Genomic DNA, 15601 nt, shown 5'->3' on the forward strand with positions numbered 1-15601 from the left:
GGAACCGGCGGGCCGGGCCGCCGGTGGCCCGCCGTACCCTCGACGTCGTGAGCCTGCCTGAGCCCGCTGACCTGGTCCCGGACCTGGACCGCTGGCGGGAGCTGCCCGCCGCCCAGCAGCCCGACTGGCCCGACCGGGGTGCCCTGGACGCCGTGCTGTCGACGCTGTCGTCCGTCCCGCCGATCGTCGCGCCGGCCGAGGTCGACGCGCTGCGGTCGCAGCTGGCCGACGTCGCCCAGGGCAAGGCCTTCCTGCTCCAGGGCGGCGACTGCGCCGAGACCTTCGACCTGAACACCGAGCCGCACCTGCAGGCGACCACCCGCACGCTGCTGCAGATGGCCGTGGTGCTCACCTACGGGGCGAGCGTCCCGGTGGTCAAGGTCGGCCGGGTGGCCGGGCAGTACGCCAAGCCGCGCAGCTCCAACACCGACGCCCTGGGCCTGCCCTCCTACCGCGGCGACATGGTGAACAGCCTCGACCCGGTGCTCGAGGACCGGATCCCCGACCCGAACCGGCTGGTGCGCGCGTACGCGAACTCGGCCGCGGCGATGAACATGATCCGGGCGTACGCCCGCGGCGGCATCGCCGACCTGCACGCGGTGCACGACTGGAACAAGGACTTCGTCGCCACGTCGCCGGCCGGCGTCCGGTACGAGGTCATCGCCCGGGAGATCGACCGGGCGCTGGCGTTCATGCGGGCCTGCGGGATCGACCACTCCGCGCTGCGCGAGGTCGAGCTGTACTCCAGCCACGAGGCGCTGATCCTGGACTACGAGCGGGCGCTGCTGCGGGTGCACCAGGGCCGGCCGTACGCGCTCTCCGCGCACTTCGTGTGGGTGGGGGAGCGCACCCGGCAGATGGACGGCGCGCACATCGAGTTCGCCTCGAAGCTCGCCAACCCGATCGGCGTGAAGATCGGCCCGACCACCACGCCCGAGCAGGCCGTGGAGCTCGTCGAGCGGCTGGACCCCGAGGGCGAGCCCGGCCGGCTCACGCTGATCAGCCGGATGGGCAACGGGAAGATCCGCGACGTCCTGCCCGGCATCGTGGAGAAGGTGACCGCCAGCGGCCACCAGGTCGTGTGGCAGTGCGACCCGATGCACGGCAACACCCACGAGTCCTCCACCGGGTACAAGACCCGGCACTTCGACCGGGTGGTCGACGAGGTGCTCGGCTTCTTCGACGTGCACCGCGCGCTGGGCACCTGGCCCGGCGGCATCCACGTCGAGCTCACCGGTGAGGACGTCACCGAGTGCCTCGGCGGCGCGATGGAGATCAGCGACGAGGACCTCAACAGCCGCTACGAGACCGCCTGCGACCCCCGGCTGAACACCGGCCAGTCGCTGGAGCTCGCCTTCCTCGTGACGGAGATGCTCCGTGGCTGACGGCCGGGTGGACCTGCGCTCGGACACGCTGACCCGCCCGACCGCGGCCATGCGCCGGGCCATGGCCGAGGCCGAGGTCGGCGACGACGTCTACCGCGAGGACCCCACCGTCACCGCGCTCGAGGAGCGCGTCGCGGTGCTGTTCGGCCACGAGGCCGCGCTGTTCGTCCCGTCCGGGACGATGGGCAACCAGATCGCCCTGCGGCTGGTCTGCGAGCCCGGCCAGGAGGTGCTCGGGGACGCCGACGCGCACGTGTTCACCTACGAGATGGGTGCCGCGGCCGCGCTGTTCGGGATCTCCAGCCGCACCGTCGTCTCCGGCACCGGGGGCGGCGGGTTCGGCGACGCCGGGCAGGTGTCCGCCGAGCAGCTCATCGCCCAGGTGCGGCCCAAGGACGACTGGCACCTGACCGCCACCGCCGCGATCGCGGTGGAGAACACGCACAACCGCGGCGGCGGGCTGGTCCAGCCGCTCGACCAGCTGCAGCAGCTGTTCGCCTGGTCGCGGGACAACGACGTGGCCGTCCACCTGGACGGCGCCCGCATCTGGAACGCGCACGTGGCCAGCGGCGTCCCCCTGGAGACGTACGGCCGGCTCGCCGACACCGCGTCGGTCTGCCTGTCCAAGGGCCTGGGCGCGCCGGTGGGCTCGGTGCTCGTCGCCTCGGCCGAGCGGATCGCGCAGGGCCGGCTGTGGCGCAAGCGGCTCGGCGGCGGCATGCGGCAGGTCGGCGTCCTGGCCGCGGCCGGGCTGCACGCGCTGGACCACCACGTCGAGCGGCTGGCCGAGGACCACGAGAACGCCCGCTTCCTCGCCGAGCGCCTGGGCGTCGACCCGGCGACCGTGCACACCAACATGGTCGTGCTGGACGACGTCGACGCCGACGCGGTCATCCCGCAGGCCGAGGCGCAGGGCGTCTTCGTCGGGCACGTGAGCTCCCGGCGGATCCGGCTGGTCACCCACCTGGACGTCGACCGCGCCGGCGTCGAGCACGCCGCGAAGGTGCTCAGCAGCCTGGTCTGAGCCCCACCACCCACTTCCGGCGCCGGAAGCAGGACCACTTTCGGCGCCGAAAGTGGGTCAGGCGGCGGCCTCGGAGGTGGCGGTGCCGTCGCGCAGCGCCGTCAGCAGTGCGATGTCCGCGGCGTGGCCGGCCCAGGCGACGCCGTCCCGCTCGGACGGCGTCTCGACGACCACCGCGACACCGGCCGTCTCCGGGTGGGCGAGCAGCTCGGCGAACGGTCCGGTGCCGTACGGGCCGGCGGTGATGGTGCCGGCGCCGATGGTGGCGTGCCGGTCGCGCACCGAGCCGCACGGGTCGAGCGAGTCGTTGGCGTGCACCAGGCCGAGCCGCCCGGTGCCGACGGTGGCGACCAGGGTGTCGAGGGTGGCGGTCATCCCGCCGGGCGTGGCCAGGTCGTGCCCGGCGGCCCAGACGTGGCAGGTGTCGAAGCAGACGCCGACCGACGGGTGGTCCTCCAGCGCCGCGAAGTAGGGGCCGAGGTCCTCGACGGTCGCGGCGAGCGCCTTGCCGCCGCCGGCGGTGGGCTCGACGAGCAGCCGCGGCGCGCCGTCGGGCAGCGCCTCCAGCACCGGCAGCAGCCGGTCGTGCAGCTGGGCCAGCGCCGCCTCGTACCGGTCCTCGCCGACGGCGGAGCCGGCGTGCACGACGACGCCGCGGACGCCGAGCTCGGTGCCGCGGCGCAGGTTGTGCGCGATCGAGGCGACCGACTGCTCGACGGTCGCCTCGGTGGGGGAGCCGACGTTCACCAGGAACGGCGTGTGGATGAACGCCGGCACCCCGCGCTCGGCGCAGCCCTCGACGAACGCGGCGTCCTGCCGGGGGTCGCCGTCGGTGAGCCGCCAGCCGCGGGGGTTGCCGACGAACACCTGGACGGCGCGGGCGGCGACCGCGTCGGTGTAGGCGAGCCCGCCCCTGGCCAGGCCGCCCTTCGTCTGGACGTGCGCGCCGATCGCGGGCAGGGCTGTGGTGTGCGGTGCTGCCACGGGTGGAGCTCAGCCTCCGAAGCTGATGAGGATCTTGACGGTGCTGCCCTGGTCGACGGTCTCGCCCTTCTTCGGGCTCTGGTTGAACACCCGGTTCCCGGAGATGAAGGTCTGCACGTCGGCCTTGAGCCCGGCGGCCTGCAGCGCCGCGACGGCCTCGTCCTTGGACTTCCCGGTCACGTCGGGCACCTGCACCTGCGGGACGCCGTCGGAGACGGTCAGGGTGATCGTCGCACCGTAGTCCTGGGTGCCGGTGGGCGACACGGTCATGACGGTGCCCTTGGGCACGTCGGCGCTGCGGGAGTGCTGCACGTCGGCGACGGTGAACCCGAGCTGCTCGAGGGTGTCGCGGGCGGCGTCGGGCTGGGCGCCCACGACGTCGGGCACCTTGACCGGCTCGTGGCCCTGGCTGACCACCGCGGTCACGGTGTCACCGCGCTTGAGCTCGGTGCCGGCCTGCGGGTCGAAACGGATGACGCTGCCGGCGGGCACCTTGGCGTCGTAGTCCTCGGCGGTCTGCAGGGTGACCGGCGTCTTCGCCAGCGCGGCCTTGACCTCGTCGAGGGTCTTGCCGGTGAGCCCGGGGTCGACGGTGAACCGCTCCAGCCCCTTGCTGACGACGAGCTGCACGTCGTCGCCGCGGATGAGCTCACCCGCGTCGGGGGAGGCCTTGATGACCGTGCCCTTCGGCACGGTCTCGCTGAACTGCTCGTCGACCACCTTGGGGTCCAGGCCCGCCTCCTGGATGTGCCCGAACGCGTCGGCCTGGGTCTGCCCGACCAGCTCCGCCGGCACGTCGGTCCAGCGGCCGGAGCCGAACCACCAGGCGATCGCGCCGATGGTCACCGCCAGCAGCAGGACGACGGCGATGCCCAGCCGGGCGCGGCGGCGGCGGATGTGCGCCGGCACGCCGGGGCGCCGGGGGGCGACCCCGGGGCGGGCGCCGGCGACGTGCGTGGTCGGGCCGGCACCCATGCCCGGCAGCATCGAGGTGCCGCGGGACCGGCCGCCGGGCAGCACCTCGGTGTGCGGGTCGCCGGCGGTCTGCGGGGAGCTGGGGTGCCGGGGGCGCGGCGCGGTGGCCCGGTTGGTGGGCCGCAGCGTCGTCGTCGGGTTCTCCGCGCCGCGGCCGGTGGGCACCGGCACCCGGGCCACGCCGAGGTCGGCGCGCAGGTGGGTGATCTCGGCGAGGAACGCCCCCGCGTCCAGCGGGCGGGCCGCCACGTCGCGGCGGGTGCTGCGGGTGACCAGGTCGTCGACCTGCCAGGGCAGGCCCGGGACCTCCTCCGACGGTGCCGGCACGTCGTGGTGGACGTGCTGGTAGGCCACGGCGAGCGGGGTGTCGCCGGCGTACGGCGGGTGCCCGGTGAGCAGCTCGTAGAGCACGATCCCGGCGGCGTAGACGTCGCTGCGGGCGTCGCTGCGGCCGCGCTCGAGCTGCTCGGGCGAGAGGTAGGCGACGGTGCCGATGAGCACGCCGCCGGTGTGGCTGGTCTGCCCGGTGCCGGCCAGCGCGCGGGCCAGGCCGAAGTCGGCGACCTTGACCTGGCCGTCGGTCGCGATCAGCACGTTCTCGGGCTTCACGTCGCGGTGCACGATGCCGGCCCGGTGCGCGGCGGACAGCCCGGCGAGCACCGGCTCCAGCACGGCGAACGCCTCGCCGACGGTGAGCCGGCCGCGGGCCTGCAGCAGGTCGCGCAGCGTGCGGCCGCGGATCAGCTCCATGACCAGGAACACCAGGCCCTGGTCGCTGCCCTGGTCGCTCACCGACACCACGTTGGGGTGGCTCAGCATGGCGGCGGCGCGGGCCTCGCGGGTGAACCGGCCGACGAACGCCGGGTCGTGCGCGAGGTGCTCGGCCATCACCTTCACCGCGACCGTGCGGTCCAGCCGCAGGTCGGTGGCGGCGTAGACGGTGGACATGCCGCCGCGCGCCACGCGCTCCTCGAGGCGGTAGCGCCCCTCGAGGACGAGGCCGACCGCGGGGTCGGTCACGACGGTCTCCACACCGGGTGAGTCTAGGAGTGGAAGGGCGCCGCTGGACGATGCGACGCGGACCTGTCGGGGGCGTGTGGCGGAAGTGACCCGTCGGGCTGGACGGACGCACCGACCGGGGTCCAGCGGCTGGACGGCGGGGCCCTGCGGCGTCCAGCCGTCGGCGCAGGTGGGCGGCGCCCTAGGCTGGAGGCCTATGGACACGCTCACCGCCGCGGAGGTCGCCGAGGTCCTCGGCGTCTCGCCCAACCGGGTCCGCCAGCTGCTCCGCGAGCACAAGATGCTCGCCGTCCCGGGCAGCGGCAACAGCCGGATCCCCGCCGACTTCATCCAGGACGGCGAGGTGCTCCGGCACCTGCCCGGCCTGCTCACCGTCCTGCTCGACGGCGGCTACTCCGAGCAGGAGGCGTTCGACTGGCTGTTCCGGGACGACGAGTCGCTGCCGGGCACGCCGGTGCAGGCGCTGCGCGACGACCGGCACACCGAGGTCACCCGGCGCGCCCAGGCCCTGGCGTTCTGACGCCGCGATGGGGCACCTGACCTACCTGGTGCTGCTGGTCGGGTGCCTCGTCGTGACCGCGCCGCTGGAGGTCTTCCTCGGCGTGCGGGTCTACGCGCGGTGGCGGCGGCTCCTGCTGGCGGTGCTGCCGGAGTTCACCGTCTTCGTGGTGTGGGTGCTGTACGCCATCGCCCAGGGGCACTGGGACTACAGCGACCGCTACACCCTCGGCCTCCGGCTGCCCGGCGGCATCCCGGTCGAGGAGGTGCTGTTCTTCCTCGTCGTGCCGCTCGCCTCGGTGCTCGCGCTGGAGGCGGTGCGGAAGGTGACCGGGTGGGACGCCGGCTACCCCGCCGAGGAGGAGAGCCCGTGAGCTACTCGGCGCTCGCCGTCACGGCCGTCGTGGTGGTGCTCGTGCTCGACCTGGCCGTCTACCGCACGCGGATGGTGACGCGGCGGGCGTACTGGACCGCGTACGCGATCATCATCACCTTCCAGCTGCTGATGAACGGCGTGCTCACCGGCCTCGGTGTGGTGACCTACGACCCGGGCGCGATCTGGGGCCCGCGGATCGCCTACGCCCCGGTCGAGGACCTGCTGTTCGGCTGGGCGATGGTGACGCTGACCCTGGCCAGCTGGGCGGCGGTCAACCGGCGGGCGAACACGGCCAGGCGCCGCGGTCGGGAGACCCGCACCCGCCGGTCGAGCACCCGGTAGTCGGCCTTCTCGATCTCGGTGAGGATGCCGCCGTACAGGTCGGTGGCCGCCCGCACGCAGTCCCGCGACTCGCGGGCGAGCAGCCGGGTGCCGGGCGCGGCGTCGTCGTAGCGGCGGCGGGTGACCGCGACCATCTCCCGCATCAGCGCGGTGAAGCCCGGGGTGTGCTCGCGGCGGGCGAGCTGCTCGCGGGTGACGCCGTGGGCGGCCATCAGGTCGGCGGGCAGGTAGACCCGGCCGCGGTCGACGTCCTCGGCCACGTCGCGCAGGAAGTTGGTCAGCTGGAACGCCTCGCCCAGCGCGACGGCGTGCGGCTCGGCCTCCGCCCGGACCACGCCGGGGGCCGTGCCGAGCACGGGCAGCACCTGCAGGCCGATCACCGACGCCGAGCCCCACATGTACCGGTCCAGCGCGTCGAGGTCGGCGTAGCCGGTGACGTCGAGGTCGCTGGTCATCGCGGCGAGGAAGTCGACCAGGTGCTCGACCGGGATGTCGTAGCGGCGGTAGGTGTGCACCAGCGCCAGGCGCACCGGGTCCTCGGACCAGCCGGTCGCCAGCTCGTCGAGCAGCGCCTTCGACCAGCTCAGCAGGTCACCGGACGGGTCGGCGCCGGGGACGTCGACGAAGTCGTCGGCGGTGCGCGCGGCGGCGTACAGGGCGTGCACCGCGGGCCGCCGGTCGGCGGTGAGCAGCCGGGTGGCCAGGTGGTAGCTCTTGCCGTGCCGCGCGGCGATCGCGGCGCAGTGCCGGTAGGCGGCGTCCAGCTGCGCCTGCCGGTCGGCGGTGGTGGTCAACGTGCAGCTCCCGTGATCCGCTCGGCGGCCAGCCGGCCGCTCATCAGCACCATGGGCACCCCGACGCCGGGCTGCACCGACGACCCGGCCAGCACCACGTTCTCCGGTCCCCGCCGGGGCAGGGTCGGGGTGCGGAACGGGCCGGTCTGGCCGAACGTGTGCGCCAGCGCGAACGGGGTGCCCGCCGCCATGCCCTGGGCGGCCCAGTCCTGGGGGTCCAGCAGCTCCTCGACCTCGATCGCGTCGCTGATCCCGGTCCAGCCGCGCGCCTCGAGGGTGGCCAGCAGCTCCTCGCGGTAGGGGCCGCGCAGCCGGGGCCAGTCCAGGTCGGGGTTGCCGCCGCTGCGCGGGTCGAGGTTGGGGGTGGGCGCGACCACGCTGAGCACCTGCCCCTCACCCGGCGCCAGCGACCGGTCGGTGCGCGAGGGCATGCTGACCAGCAGGCTCGGGTCGCTCATCGGGCGGCCGTCGCGGGTGAGCTCGTCGAACACCTGCCGCCAGCTGTTCCCGAAGCTGATCGTGTGGTGCGCCTGCCCGGGCAGCGGGGCGCGGACGCCGAGGTGCAGCGCCACGCAGGACGGCGAGTACACCGGCCGGCGCGGTCCGCGCAGGCCCGGCACCAGCCGGTGCGGGGCGTCGGCGGTGACCACCACGGCGTCGGCCGGCAGCCGGTCGCCATCGGCCAGCCGGACGGCGGTGACCCGGGAACCGCTGGTCTCCAGCTCCGCGACGTCCGCGCCGTACCGGAACACCACGCCCGCGTCGGCGGCCGCGGCGGCCAGCGCGCGAGGCACGGCGCCGATCCCGCCGACGGGGTGCCAGACGCCGGCGCCGATGTCCAGCTGCGCGATGACCGCGTAGGCGGCGATGGCCCGGAACGGCGAGACGCCGGCGTAGAGCGCCTGGAAGCTGAACAGCCGGCGCAGCCGCTCGTCGGTGAACGCGCGGTCGACGTGCGAGGACAGCCGGCGGAACCCGCCCCGCCGGACCAGCTGCACCAGCGGCGCGCCGAGCAGGTCCAGCGGGGTGTCGAGGTTGCGGTCGATGAAGGTGTCCAGCTGCAGCCGGTAGAGGTCGGCCAGGTCGTCGAGGTAGGCGCGCAGCGCAGCGGCCTCGGCCGGGCCGGCCAGCTGCTCGACCTCGGCGGCGAAGGCGTCCCGGTCGGCGTGCACGTCCAGGTGCGAGCCGTCGCCGAACTGCGCCCGGTAGGTCGTCTGCAGCGGCACCAGCGTGAGCCGGTCCTCCAGCCGCTCGCCGACGGCGGCCAGCGCGTCGGCGACCACCTCCGGGGCGGTGAACACCGACGGCCCGGTGTCCAGCGTGTAGCCGGCCCGGGTGACCACCCCGGCCCGCCCGCCGGGCCCCTCGGCCCGCTCGACGACGGTCACCTCGCGGCCGGCGCCGCGCAGCCGCAGCGCCGTCGACAGCCCGGCGAGGCCCGCGCCGACGACGACGACCCGGTCGGTGCGCCCGGGCACGGTGCGCGGACCGCGGTGCAGGAGGCCGCTCACGCGGTGCGGGAGGTCGCGGCCACGGCGAGCGCGTCGAGCGCGACCCGGGCGTCCTCGGCCAGCGGCGCGTCGGCGATCGCCTGGCGGGCCCGGTCGGTCTGCTCGGCGATCCGCTCCTCGACCCGCTCCCGGGCGCCGGTGCTCACCATCAGCCCGCGCAGCCGGTCCAGGTCGGCGGCGCTGGCGGCGGGGTCGCCGAGGGCGGCGCCCAGCAGCGCGCGGCCCGGGCCGTCGGCCTCCTGCTCGGTCAGCGCGACCAGCAGCGTGCGCTTGCCCTCGCGCAGGTCGTCGTCGGCGGACTTGCCGGTCACCTCGGGGTCGCCGAACACGCCGAGGACGTCGTCGCGCAGCTGGAACGCCTCGCCCAGCGGCAGCCCGATGGCGGTGCAGGCCCGCTGCGCCTCCGGCCCGGCCGAGGCGAGCGCGGCGCCCAGCTGCAGCGGACGCTGCACGGTGTAGCCGGCGCTCTTGTAGCGGGCCACGGTCAGCGCACCGGCCGGGCCGGGCAGGCCGCCGGCGGCGCGCAGCAGGTCCAGGTACTGCCCCGCGGTGACCTCGGTGCGCATCGTGTCCCAGACCGGGCGGGCCCGGCCGAGCGCGGCGGGGGAGATGCCCGAGCGGCGCAGCAGCTCGTCGGACCAGACCAGCGCCAGGTCGCCGACCAGGATCGCCGCGCCCACCCCGAAGGCCGCGGCGTCACCGTCCAGCGTGCCGGTGCGGTGCCGGTCGGCGAAGCCGATGTGGGTGGCCGGCCGGTTGCGGCGGGTGTCGGCGCCGTCCATCACGTCGTCGTGCACCAGGGCGCTGCCGTGCACCAGCTCCAGCGCGGCGACCGCGCGCAGCACCGCCTCGTCGTCCTCGGTGGCCGGGGCGAGGGGGTCGCCGAAGCCGCGCCACCCCCAGTAGGCGAAGGCCGGGCGCAGCCGCTTGCCGCCGGCGGCCACCGCGATGACCTCCTCGGCGACCGGGGCCAGCTCCGGCGCCATCGCGGCGAGCGTGTCGCGCTGCTCGGTGAGGAACGCCGAGAGGGTCGCGCCGACGACGCCGCGCAGCCGCTCCAGCTCGGCGGCGTCCGCCACGGAGGGCGAGCCGGGGAGGGAGCCGCGCTGCGGCGTACCGACGATCACGGAGCGAGTATTGCCCAACACGGCCGTGCGCGATGACTCCGCCATGGGCCGGGCGCGCTGGGTCACCGCTGACCCGTACCCTCGCCAGGCATGACCGCAACCGTGCGCGAGCTGCTCGGGACCGGGCGACCCACGTGGTCCTTCGAGTTCTTCCCGCCGAAGAACGAGGCCGGCGAGGAGCAGCTGTGGACCGCGCTGCGCGACCTGGAGAGGCTGCAGCCCTCGTTCGTGTCGGTCACCTACGGCGCCGGCGGCTCGACCCGGGAGGGCACCGTCGCGGTGACCGAGCGGATCGCCGCGGAGACCACGATGCTGCCGCTGGCGCACCTGACCGCGGTCGACCACAGCGTCGCCGAGCTGCGCCACGTGGTGAGCCGGCTGGCGTCGGCGGGGGTGCGCAACCTGCTGGCCCTGCGCGGTGACCCGCCGGGCGCCGACCCGCAGGCGGAGTGGCGGGAGCACCCGGCGGGGCTGCGGTACGCCGCCGAGCTGGTCGAGCTGGTCAAGGGCATCGGCGACTTCTGCGTCGGCGTCGCCGCCTTCCCCGAGGGGCACCCGCGGTCACCCGACCCGGACACCGACCTGGACATGTTCGTGGCCAAGTGCCGGGCCGGCGCCGACTTCGCGATCACCCAGATGTTCTTCCAGGTCGAGGACTACCTGCGGCTGCGCGACCGGGTCGCCGCCCGCGGCTGCGACGTCCCGCTCGTCGCCGGGGTCATGCCGGTCACCAACGCCCGGCAGATCGAGCGCATCGTGCAGCTGTCCGGTCAGGCGTTCCCGCCGGCGCTGGCCGAGCGGTTCGCCGCGCTGGACGGCGACCGCCCCGAGGACCGGGCCGCCGTCCGGGCGCTGGGCGTGGAGGTGGCCACCGAGATGTGCCGGACGCTGCTGGCCGAGGGCATCCCGGGCATCCACTTCATCACCATGAACCGGTCGACCGCGACGCGGGAGGTCTACGCGGCGCTGGCCGGGGTCCCGGCCGAGGACACCGCCGCGCTCACGGCCGCGGTCCGCTGACCGCGCCGTCGCCGGTCGGGGCGCCGGTGAGCAGCTGCTCCGCCTGCCGGGCGGCGCGGCGCAGGCCCTCCCGCTCGGCGGCGTAGCCGCCGGCCACGCCGACCACCGGCAGCTGGCCGAGCGCCCGGTGGCGCAGCTTGCCCTTGGGCCGGGCGTCCAGGGCGTCGTCGATGCGGCCCAGCAGCCGGGACACCCGCCACAGGCTGCGGGCGGCGCCGCGCACCCCGGTCCGCCGCTCACCGAACGCCTCGGCGACGTAGCCGACGCGGGACGGCTGCAGCAGGCCGCGCACCCGGTCGGCCGGGAGGTCGCGGTCCAGCAGCACCCGGGCCAGCAACGACACCCGGGCTGCCGGGTCGGTCAGCCCGTGCTCGGTGGCGACGCCGACGACGACCAGCGCCTGCACCGCCGAGCCGACGGTGTTCTGCAGCGGCAGCAGGTCGGCGAGCTTGCCGGCGAACCGCGGGGCCGCGGACACGCCGGCGGCGACCCGGCTCACCCGGTCGGCCCACCAGGCGGCCCGCTGCGCGGCGGGCACCTGCGGCGGGCGGCCCAGCCGCTGGGCGAGCGGGGCCAGCACGCCGTCGACCCGCCGGAGCACGTCGACGACGACGGCGTCGCTGATGGGAGCAGCCATGCAGCGCACGCTAGGTCAGCTGGGCCGGTCCCGCTCCGGCAACGGCGGGGGCGGGTCGACCAGCGGCGCCCGGGTGCGGGTCATCAGGTCCACCAGGTCGGTCATCGCCCGGCGCACGGCGGCGATGTCGTCGGCCACCTGCGCCAGCCGGGGCTCGCCCGGGCCGCCGGCCGCGGTGGCCAGCGTCAGGTCGTCGACGGCGACCGCGCTGCGCTCCAGCCGCTCGAGGTCGGCGAGGTGCCGCAGCTCGACCGAGAGCGCGGCGGCCTGGTCGCGGTGCCGGATGAGGGCGTCCGCCCGGCGGCCCAGCTGGTGCGCCGCGCGGTCGAGGGCGGTCCGCTGGCGGTCCCAGTACTCCGCCGCCGGGCCGGCCGGGCGGGGACCGAGCTCGTAGCGGGTGCGCTGGATGCGCAGGGCGAGGTCGACGATCGCGTCGACCTCGGCGGCGCCGTCGAACGCCGCCCGGTTCGCGGCCAGGTGGGGGGAGTGCCAGGACGGTTCCCGCTGCGTCTCCGCCCAGGCCCGGCCGGCGGCCGCGGCGACCCGGGCCTCCAGGGTGTCCCAGGAGGCGAGCACCGCCTCCGGCGACGGCGGCCGCCCCGGCGGCAGGGCGGCCGGTCGGGTGCCGCGCTGCTCCAGCTCCCGCTGGGCGAGCACCCCGGCCAGCGGAACGACCAGGCCCAGCCCGCCGGTGAGCAGCACGAGCAGCACCACCAGGACGGCCTTCTGCCCGCCGTCCAGCTGGTGCCACCAGCGGCCCACGGCCGCCATCCCCTCGACGGCCGCCGACGGCGCGGTGCCCGGCCACGCCGGGGCCGGCGTCGGTGGTGCCCCGGTCGCCCCGTTGCCGCGGACGACCACCAGCCGGTCGCCGGTCAGGTACCGGGTCGGCCACAGCGCGTCCCCGTCGGCGGTCGGGTCCATGCCCCGACGGTATCGGCACCGGAGCGGCCGCGGGCGCGCCCTCCGTCGGCTGTGCCGACCCTGTGCACGTGAACGTCCAAGCGCGTCCCGGCCCGGCGCCGACGTACGGTGGGTCGTGGCTGGTCGGCGGCGAACCGGAGCGGCGCGCCGCTGGGCGGTCGTCGCGGCCGCCGTGGCGGTGCTCGCCGCGCTGCCGCCGCTGATCGGCGCCCTGCCCGCCTCCGACGCCGACGTGTCGGCGGTCGACCTCCGCGACCGGGCGCTCGCCTCCGCCGACGTCGCGTTCACCGGCTACGCGGAGTCCGCGGGCGGCCTGGCGCTGCCGGTGGGCGCGCAGCTCACCTCGGTGGCCGACCTGCTCAGCGACCGGACGACGATGCGCGCCTGGTACCGCGGCCCCGCGGACTGGCGCGTCGACGTGGTCACCCCCACCGGCGAGACCGGCACCCACCGCGACGCCGACGGCACCTGGACCTGGGAGTACGAGGACGCCCGCGCGACCCGCACCCGGCCGACCCCGCTCGCCCTGCCGACCGCGCCGGACCTGCTGCCCAGCGCGCTGGGCCGGCGGCTGCTGGCCGAGGCGGACGACGGCGAGCTCCGCCGGGCCGGTGCCGAGCGGGTCGCCGGGCGCGACGCGCTGGGCCTGCGGATCACCCCCGCCGCGGACGCCGCGTCGGTCGAGCGGGTCGACGTCTGGGTCGACGCCGGCACCGGGGTGCCGCTGCGGGTGCGGGTCCACGGAACGGCCGCGGCACCGTCGCTGGACACCGGCTTCCTGTCCTTCGAGCAGGAGCGCCCGGCCGCGTCGGTGACCGCGTTCACCCCGCCGGCGGGCGCGACGGTGCGCAGCGACGACCAGGCCCGCGAGCTGCTCGACGTCATCGGCCGCCGGGCGTTCCGGCTGCCGCTGCCGGGCACGCTGGCCGGGCTGGACCGCCGCCCGGTCGAGGGCGCACCCGGCCAGGTCGGCGTCTACGGCCGGGGCGTGACGGAGCTGGCGGTCGCGGCCGTGCCCGGTCGGGTCGTCGACGCGCTGCGCCCGACGCTCACCGCCGCACCCGGCGCGGTCGTCGACGACCTCGGCGTGCGGGTGTCGGCCGGGCCGCTGGGGCTGATGCTCGTCGACGGCGGACGGGGCGGCCTGCTGCTGTCGGGCACCGTCACCCTCGACGCGCTGCGCGCCGCCGCCGACGGGGTGCTCACGACCCTGAGATCAGGAGACCGATGACGACGGTGATCGCCACCCGGGGGCTGCAGAAGCGCTACGGGCAGGTGCGGGCGGTCGACGGGATCGACCTCGACGTCCGCGCCGGCGACGTCTACGGCTTCCTCGGCGCGAACGGCTCGGGCAAGACGACGACGGTGCGGATGCTCCTGGGCCTGGTGCTGCCGACCGCCGGGGAGGTGGAGGTGCTCGGGCAGCGGATGCCCCGGGCCGGGCGGAAGGTGCTGCCCCGGGTGGGCGCGCTGATCGAGAGCCCGGCCCACTACGGCCACCTCTCCGGCCGGGCCAACCTCGCGCTGCTGGACGCCGCCGGCCCGGGCGGTGCGCGCCGCACCCGCCGCACCCGGATCGAGACGGTGCTGGAGCAGGTGGGGCTGGCCGGGGTCGGCCGCCGTCCGGTGAAGGCCTACTCGCTGGGCATGCGCCAGCGGCTCGGGCTGGCCGCCGCGCTGCTGCGCCGTCCGGAGCTGCTGGTGCTCGACGAGCCGACCAACGGGCTGGACCCGCAGGGCATCCACGAGGTCCGCGACCTGCTGCTGGAGCTCAACCGCACCGGGACGACGGTCTTCCTCTCCAGCCACCTGCTGGCCGAGGTCGAGCAGCTGGCCACGCGGGTCGGCGTGCTCGACCGCGGCCGGCTGGTGCTGCAGGACGAGCTGGCCCGGCTGACCGCCCCGACCGGTGCGACCGTCGTCGAGACACCCGACCCGCAGCGGGTGCGCGCCGCGCTCGACGGGCGGGTGCTCGCGCTGGGCGAGACCCGGGCGGTGGTGCGCGGGAGCGACCCGGCCGAGGTGAACGCGGCGCTGGTGGCCGCCGGGGTTCCGGTCACCGGGCTCGCGCTGCAGCGGCCCTCGCTGGAGGAGGTGGTGCTGGCCGCGGCGAGCACCAGCGCCGACCGGGTCGAGGCGCCGGGGGCCCGCCGGTGATCGCCGTCGAGCTGCGCAAGCTGTTCCGCCGTCCGCGCACCTGGGTGACCATCGCGCTGCTCAACGCGCTGCCGGTGCTGGTCGGGGTGCTGATCAGCCTCACCGACCTGGCGCCGCGGCCGGGGGAGGGGCCGGCGTTCCTGTCCGCGGTGCTGACCAACGGCACGCTCTACCCGTTGGCCGCGCTGGCGATCGTGCTGCCGCTGTTCCTGCCGATCGCCGTCGCGCTGATCGCCGGCGACGCGGTGGCCGGGGAGGCGCAGGCCGGCACGCTGCGCTACCTGCTGGCCCGCCCGGCCGGCCGCACCCGGCTGCTGGTCGCGAAGCTGGTGTCGGTGTTCGCGTTCGTGTTCGTCACCGTGATCGTGGTGGCCGCGGTCGGTTACCTGGTGGGCCGGCTGTTCTTCGACGTCCAGCCGATCGGCGGCACCTCGCTGGGCGGCACCACCCTGACCAGCGCCCAGATCGTGCAGCGCACCCTGCTGGCGATCGGCTACGTGAGCGTGTCGATGCTCGGCGTCGCGGCGTTCGCGCTGTTCTTCTCCACCCTCACCGACTCACCGCTGGTGGCGATGCTGGGGGCGCTGGGGGTGCTGGTCGCGTCGTCGTTGCTCTTCACCCTGGACGCCGCCAGCTCGATCGCCCCCTACCTGCCGACCCGGTACTGGCTGGCGTTCGTCGACCTGTTCCGGGAGCCGATCCTGTGGCGGGACGTGGTGCGGGGGCTGGGCCTGCAGGCGGTGTACGTCGTCGTCCTGCTGGGGGCGGCGTGGGCCAACTTCACCACCAAGGACGTCACCTCCTGACCAGGAGGTGACGTCCCGGGC

At 75.8% G+C, this 15601-nt stretch carries 15 protein-coding genes and 1 pseudogene; 9 read left to right on the top strand and 7 right to left on the bottom strand.

Annotation, left to right across the window (positions count from 1 at the left end; translation table 11 throughout):
- The first annotated feature begins 47 nt into the window (after positions 1-47).
- Both AB0J00_RS21100 and AB0J00_RS21105 read left to right on the top strand, forming a co-directional pair.
- Positions 48-1385, top strand: a complete 1338-nt coding sequence (locus AB0J00_RS21100) for a class II 3-deoxy-7-phosphoheptulonate synthase (protein ID WP_357748823.1) — start codon at positions 48-50, stop codon at positions 1383-1385.
- Complete coding sequence (locus AB0J00_RS21105) at positions 1378-2409, top strand: GntG family PLP-dependent aldolase (RefSeq protein ID WP_357748825.1); 1032 nt, start codon at positions 1378-1380, stop codon at positions 2407-2409. Before AB0J00_RS21100 ends, AB0J00_RS21105 begins: the two co-directional genes overlap by 8 nt.
- A 57-nt stretch (positions 2410-2466) precedes the next feature.
- On the opposite strand, the gene AB0J00_RS21110 is transcribed toward AB0J00_RS21105, so the two are convergent.
- Together AB0J00_RS21110 and pknB are read right to left on the bottom strand one after the other, a co-directional pair.
- Complete coding sequence (locus tag AB0J00_RS21110) at positions 2467-3393, bottom strand: deoxyribonuclease IV (protein WP_357748828.1); 927 nt, start codon at positions 3391-3393, stop codon at positions 2467-2469.
- Positions 3394-3402: 9 nt separating this feature from the next.
- Complete coding sequence (pknB, locus tag AB0J00_RS21115) at positions 3403-5400, bottom strand: Stk1 family PASTA domain-containing Ser/Thr kinase (protein ID WP_357748831.1); 1998 nt, start codon at positions 5398-5400, stop codon at positions 3403-3405.
- A 184-nt stretch (positions 5401-5584) separates the two neighbouring features.
- Between pknB and AB0J00_RS21120 the strand changes: the two genes are divergently transcribed.
- From AB0J00_RS21120 to AB0J00_RS21130, 3 genes and pseudogenes are all read left to right on the top strand, one after another.
- Positions 5585-5908, top strand: a complete 324-nt coding sequence (locus tag AB0J00_RS21120; RefSeq protein WP_357748834.1) for an Rv2175c family DNA-binding protein — start codon at positions 5585-5587, stop codon at positions 5906-5908.
- A 7-nt stretch (positions 5909-5915) separates the two neighbouring features.
- Positions 5916-6260: a lycopene cyclase domain-containing protein gene (locus AB0J00_RS21125; protein ID WP_357748837.1), complete on the top strand. Its 345-nt coding sequence runs from the start codon at positions 5916-5918 to the stop codon at positions 6258-6260.
- Positions 6261-6301: 41 nt separating this feature from the next.
- Positions 6302-6466, top strand: a pseudogene (locus AB0J00_RS21130) (lycopene cyclase domain-containing protein); the annotation flags it as partial.
- Here the strand turns inward: AB0J00_RS21130 and AB0J00_RS21135 are convergent.
- Genes AB0J00_RS21135 through AB0J00_RS21145 form a run of 3 tightly spaced genes read right to left on the bottom strand, consistent with a single transcriptional unit; the run spans position 6463 to position 10036 of the window.
- The gene (locus AB0J00_RS21135; RefSeq protein ID WP_357748840.1) at positions 6463-7398 is read right to left on the bottom strand and encodes a phytoene/squalene synthase family protein; all 936 of its coding nucleotides are present in this window, start codon (positions 7396-7398) and stop codon (positions 6463-6465) included. The pseudogene AB0J00_RS21130 and the gene AB0J00_RS21135 overlap by 4 nt on opposite strands.
- Entirely contained in the window at positions 7395-8909 is a 1515-nt protein-coding gene (gene crtI / locus AB0J00_RS21140; RefSeq protein ID WP_357748843.1) for a phytoene desaturase family protein, read from the bottom strand. The genes AB0J00_RS21135 and crtI overlap by 4 nt, the downstream gene beginning before the upstream one ends.
- Positions 8906-10036: a polyprenyl synthetase family protein gene (locus AB0J00_RS21145; protein WP_357748846.1), complete on the bottom strand. Its 1131-nt coding sequence runs from the start codon at positions 10034-10036 to the stop codon at positions 8906-8908. The genes crtI and AB0J00_RS21145 overlap by 4 nt, the downstream gene beginning before the upstream one ends.
- 90 nt (positions 10037-10126) lie before the next feature.
- On the opposite strand from AB0J00_RS21145, the gene metF reads away from it, so the two are divergent.
- Positions 10127-11056 (top strand): methylenetetrahydrofolate reductase [NAD(P)H], encoded by a 930-nt coding sequence (gene metF, locus AB0J00_RS21150; RefSeq protein WP_357748849.1) that lies wholly within the window; start codon positions 10127-10129, stop codon positions 11054-11056.
- Here metF and AB0J00_RS21155 read toward each other — a convergent pair.
- Both AB0J00_RS21155 and AB0J00_RS21160 read right to left on the bottom strand, forming a co-directional pair.
- Positions 11037-11693 carry a hypothetical protein gene (locus AB0J00_RS21155; RefSeq protein ID WP_357748851.1) on the bottom strand — a complete coding sequence of 219 codons (657 nt, stop codon included), beginning with the start codon at positions 11691-11693 and terminating at the stop codon, positions 11037-11039. The two genes, metF and AB0J00_RS21155, sit on opposite strands and share 20 nt — an antisense overlap.
- A 15-nt stretch (positions 11694-11708) precedes the next feature.
- A complete protein-coding gene (locus AB0J00_RS21160; RefSeq protein WP_357748854.1) occupies positions 11709-12617 on the bottom strand; it encodes a hypothetical protein in 909 nt (302 codons plus the stop codon).
- Positions 12618-12732: 115 nt separating this feature from the next.
- Between AB0J00_RS21160 and AB0J00_RS21165 the strand changes: the two genes are divergently transcribed.
- Genes AB0J00_RS21165 through AB0J00_RS21175 form a run of 3 tightly spaced genes read left to right on the top strand, consistent with a single transcriptional unit; the run spans position 12733 to position 15580 of the window.
- The gene (locus AB0J00_RS21165) at positions 12733-13848 is read left to right on the top strand and encodes a transcriptional regulator (protein WP_357748857.1); all 1116 of its coding nucleotides are present in this window, start codon (positions 12733-12735) and stop codon (positions 13846-13848) included.
- Positions 13845-14774, top strand: a complete 930-nt coding sequence (locus AB0J00_RS21170) for an ATP-binding cassette domain-containing protein (RefSeq protein ID WP_357748859.1) — start codon at positions 13845-13847, stop codon at positions 14772-14774. The genes AB0J00_RS21165 and AB0J00_RS21170 overlap by 4 nt, the downstream gene beginning before the upstream one ends.
- The gene (locus AB0J00_RS21175; RefSeq protein WP_357748862.1) at positions 14771-15580 is read left to right on the top strand and encodes an ABC transporter permease subunit; all 810 of its coding nucleotides are present in this window, start codon (positions 14771-14773) and stop codon (positions 15578-15580) included. Before AB0J00_RS21170 ends, AB0J00_RS21175 begins: the two co-directional genes overlap by 4 nt.
- The last annotated feature ends 21 nt before the right edge of the window (positions 15581-15601 follow it).

Source organism: Modestobacter sp. NPDC049651, from assembly GCF_040659695.1.
In the GTDB taxonomy this organism is placed as follows: domain Bacteria; phylum Actinomycetota; class Actinomycetes; order Mycobacteriales; family Geodermatophilaceae; genus Modestobacter.

Bases quoted from the DNA above. Each gene is read 5' to 3' on its own strand.
- AB0J00_RS21120 (WP_357748834.1), top strand. From the start codon at position 5,585: ATGGACACGCTCACCGCCGCGGAGGTCGCCGAGGTCCTCGGCGTCTCG.
- AB0J00_RS21125 (WP_357748837.1), top strand. From the start codon at position 5,916: ATGGGGCACCTGACCTACCTGGTGCTGCTGGTCGGGTGCCTCGTCGTG.
- metF (WP_357748849.1), top strand. From the start codon at position 10,127: ATGACCGCAACCGTGCGCGAGCTGCTCGGGACCGGGCGACCCACGTGG.
- AB0J00_RS21155 (WP_357748851.1), bottom strand. From the start codon at position 11,693: ATGGCTGCTCCCATCAGCGACGCCGTCGTCGTCGACGTGCTCCGGCGG.
- AB0J00_RS21160 (WP_357748854.1), bottom strand. From the start codon at position 12,617: ATGGACCCGACCGCCGACGGGGACGCGCTGTGGCCGACCCGGTACCTG.
- AB0J00_RS21170 (WP_357748859.1), top strand. From the start codon at position 13,845: ATGACGACGGTGATCGCCACCCGGGGGCTGCAGAAGCGCTACGGGCAG.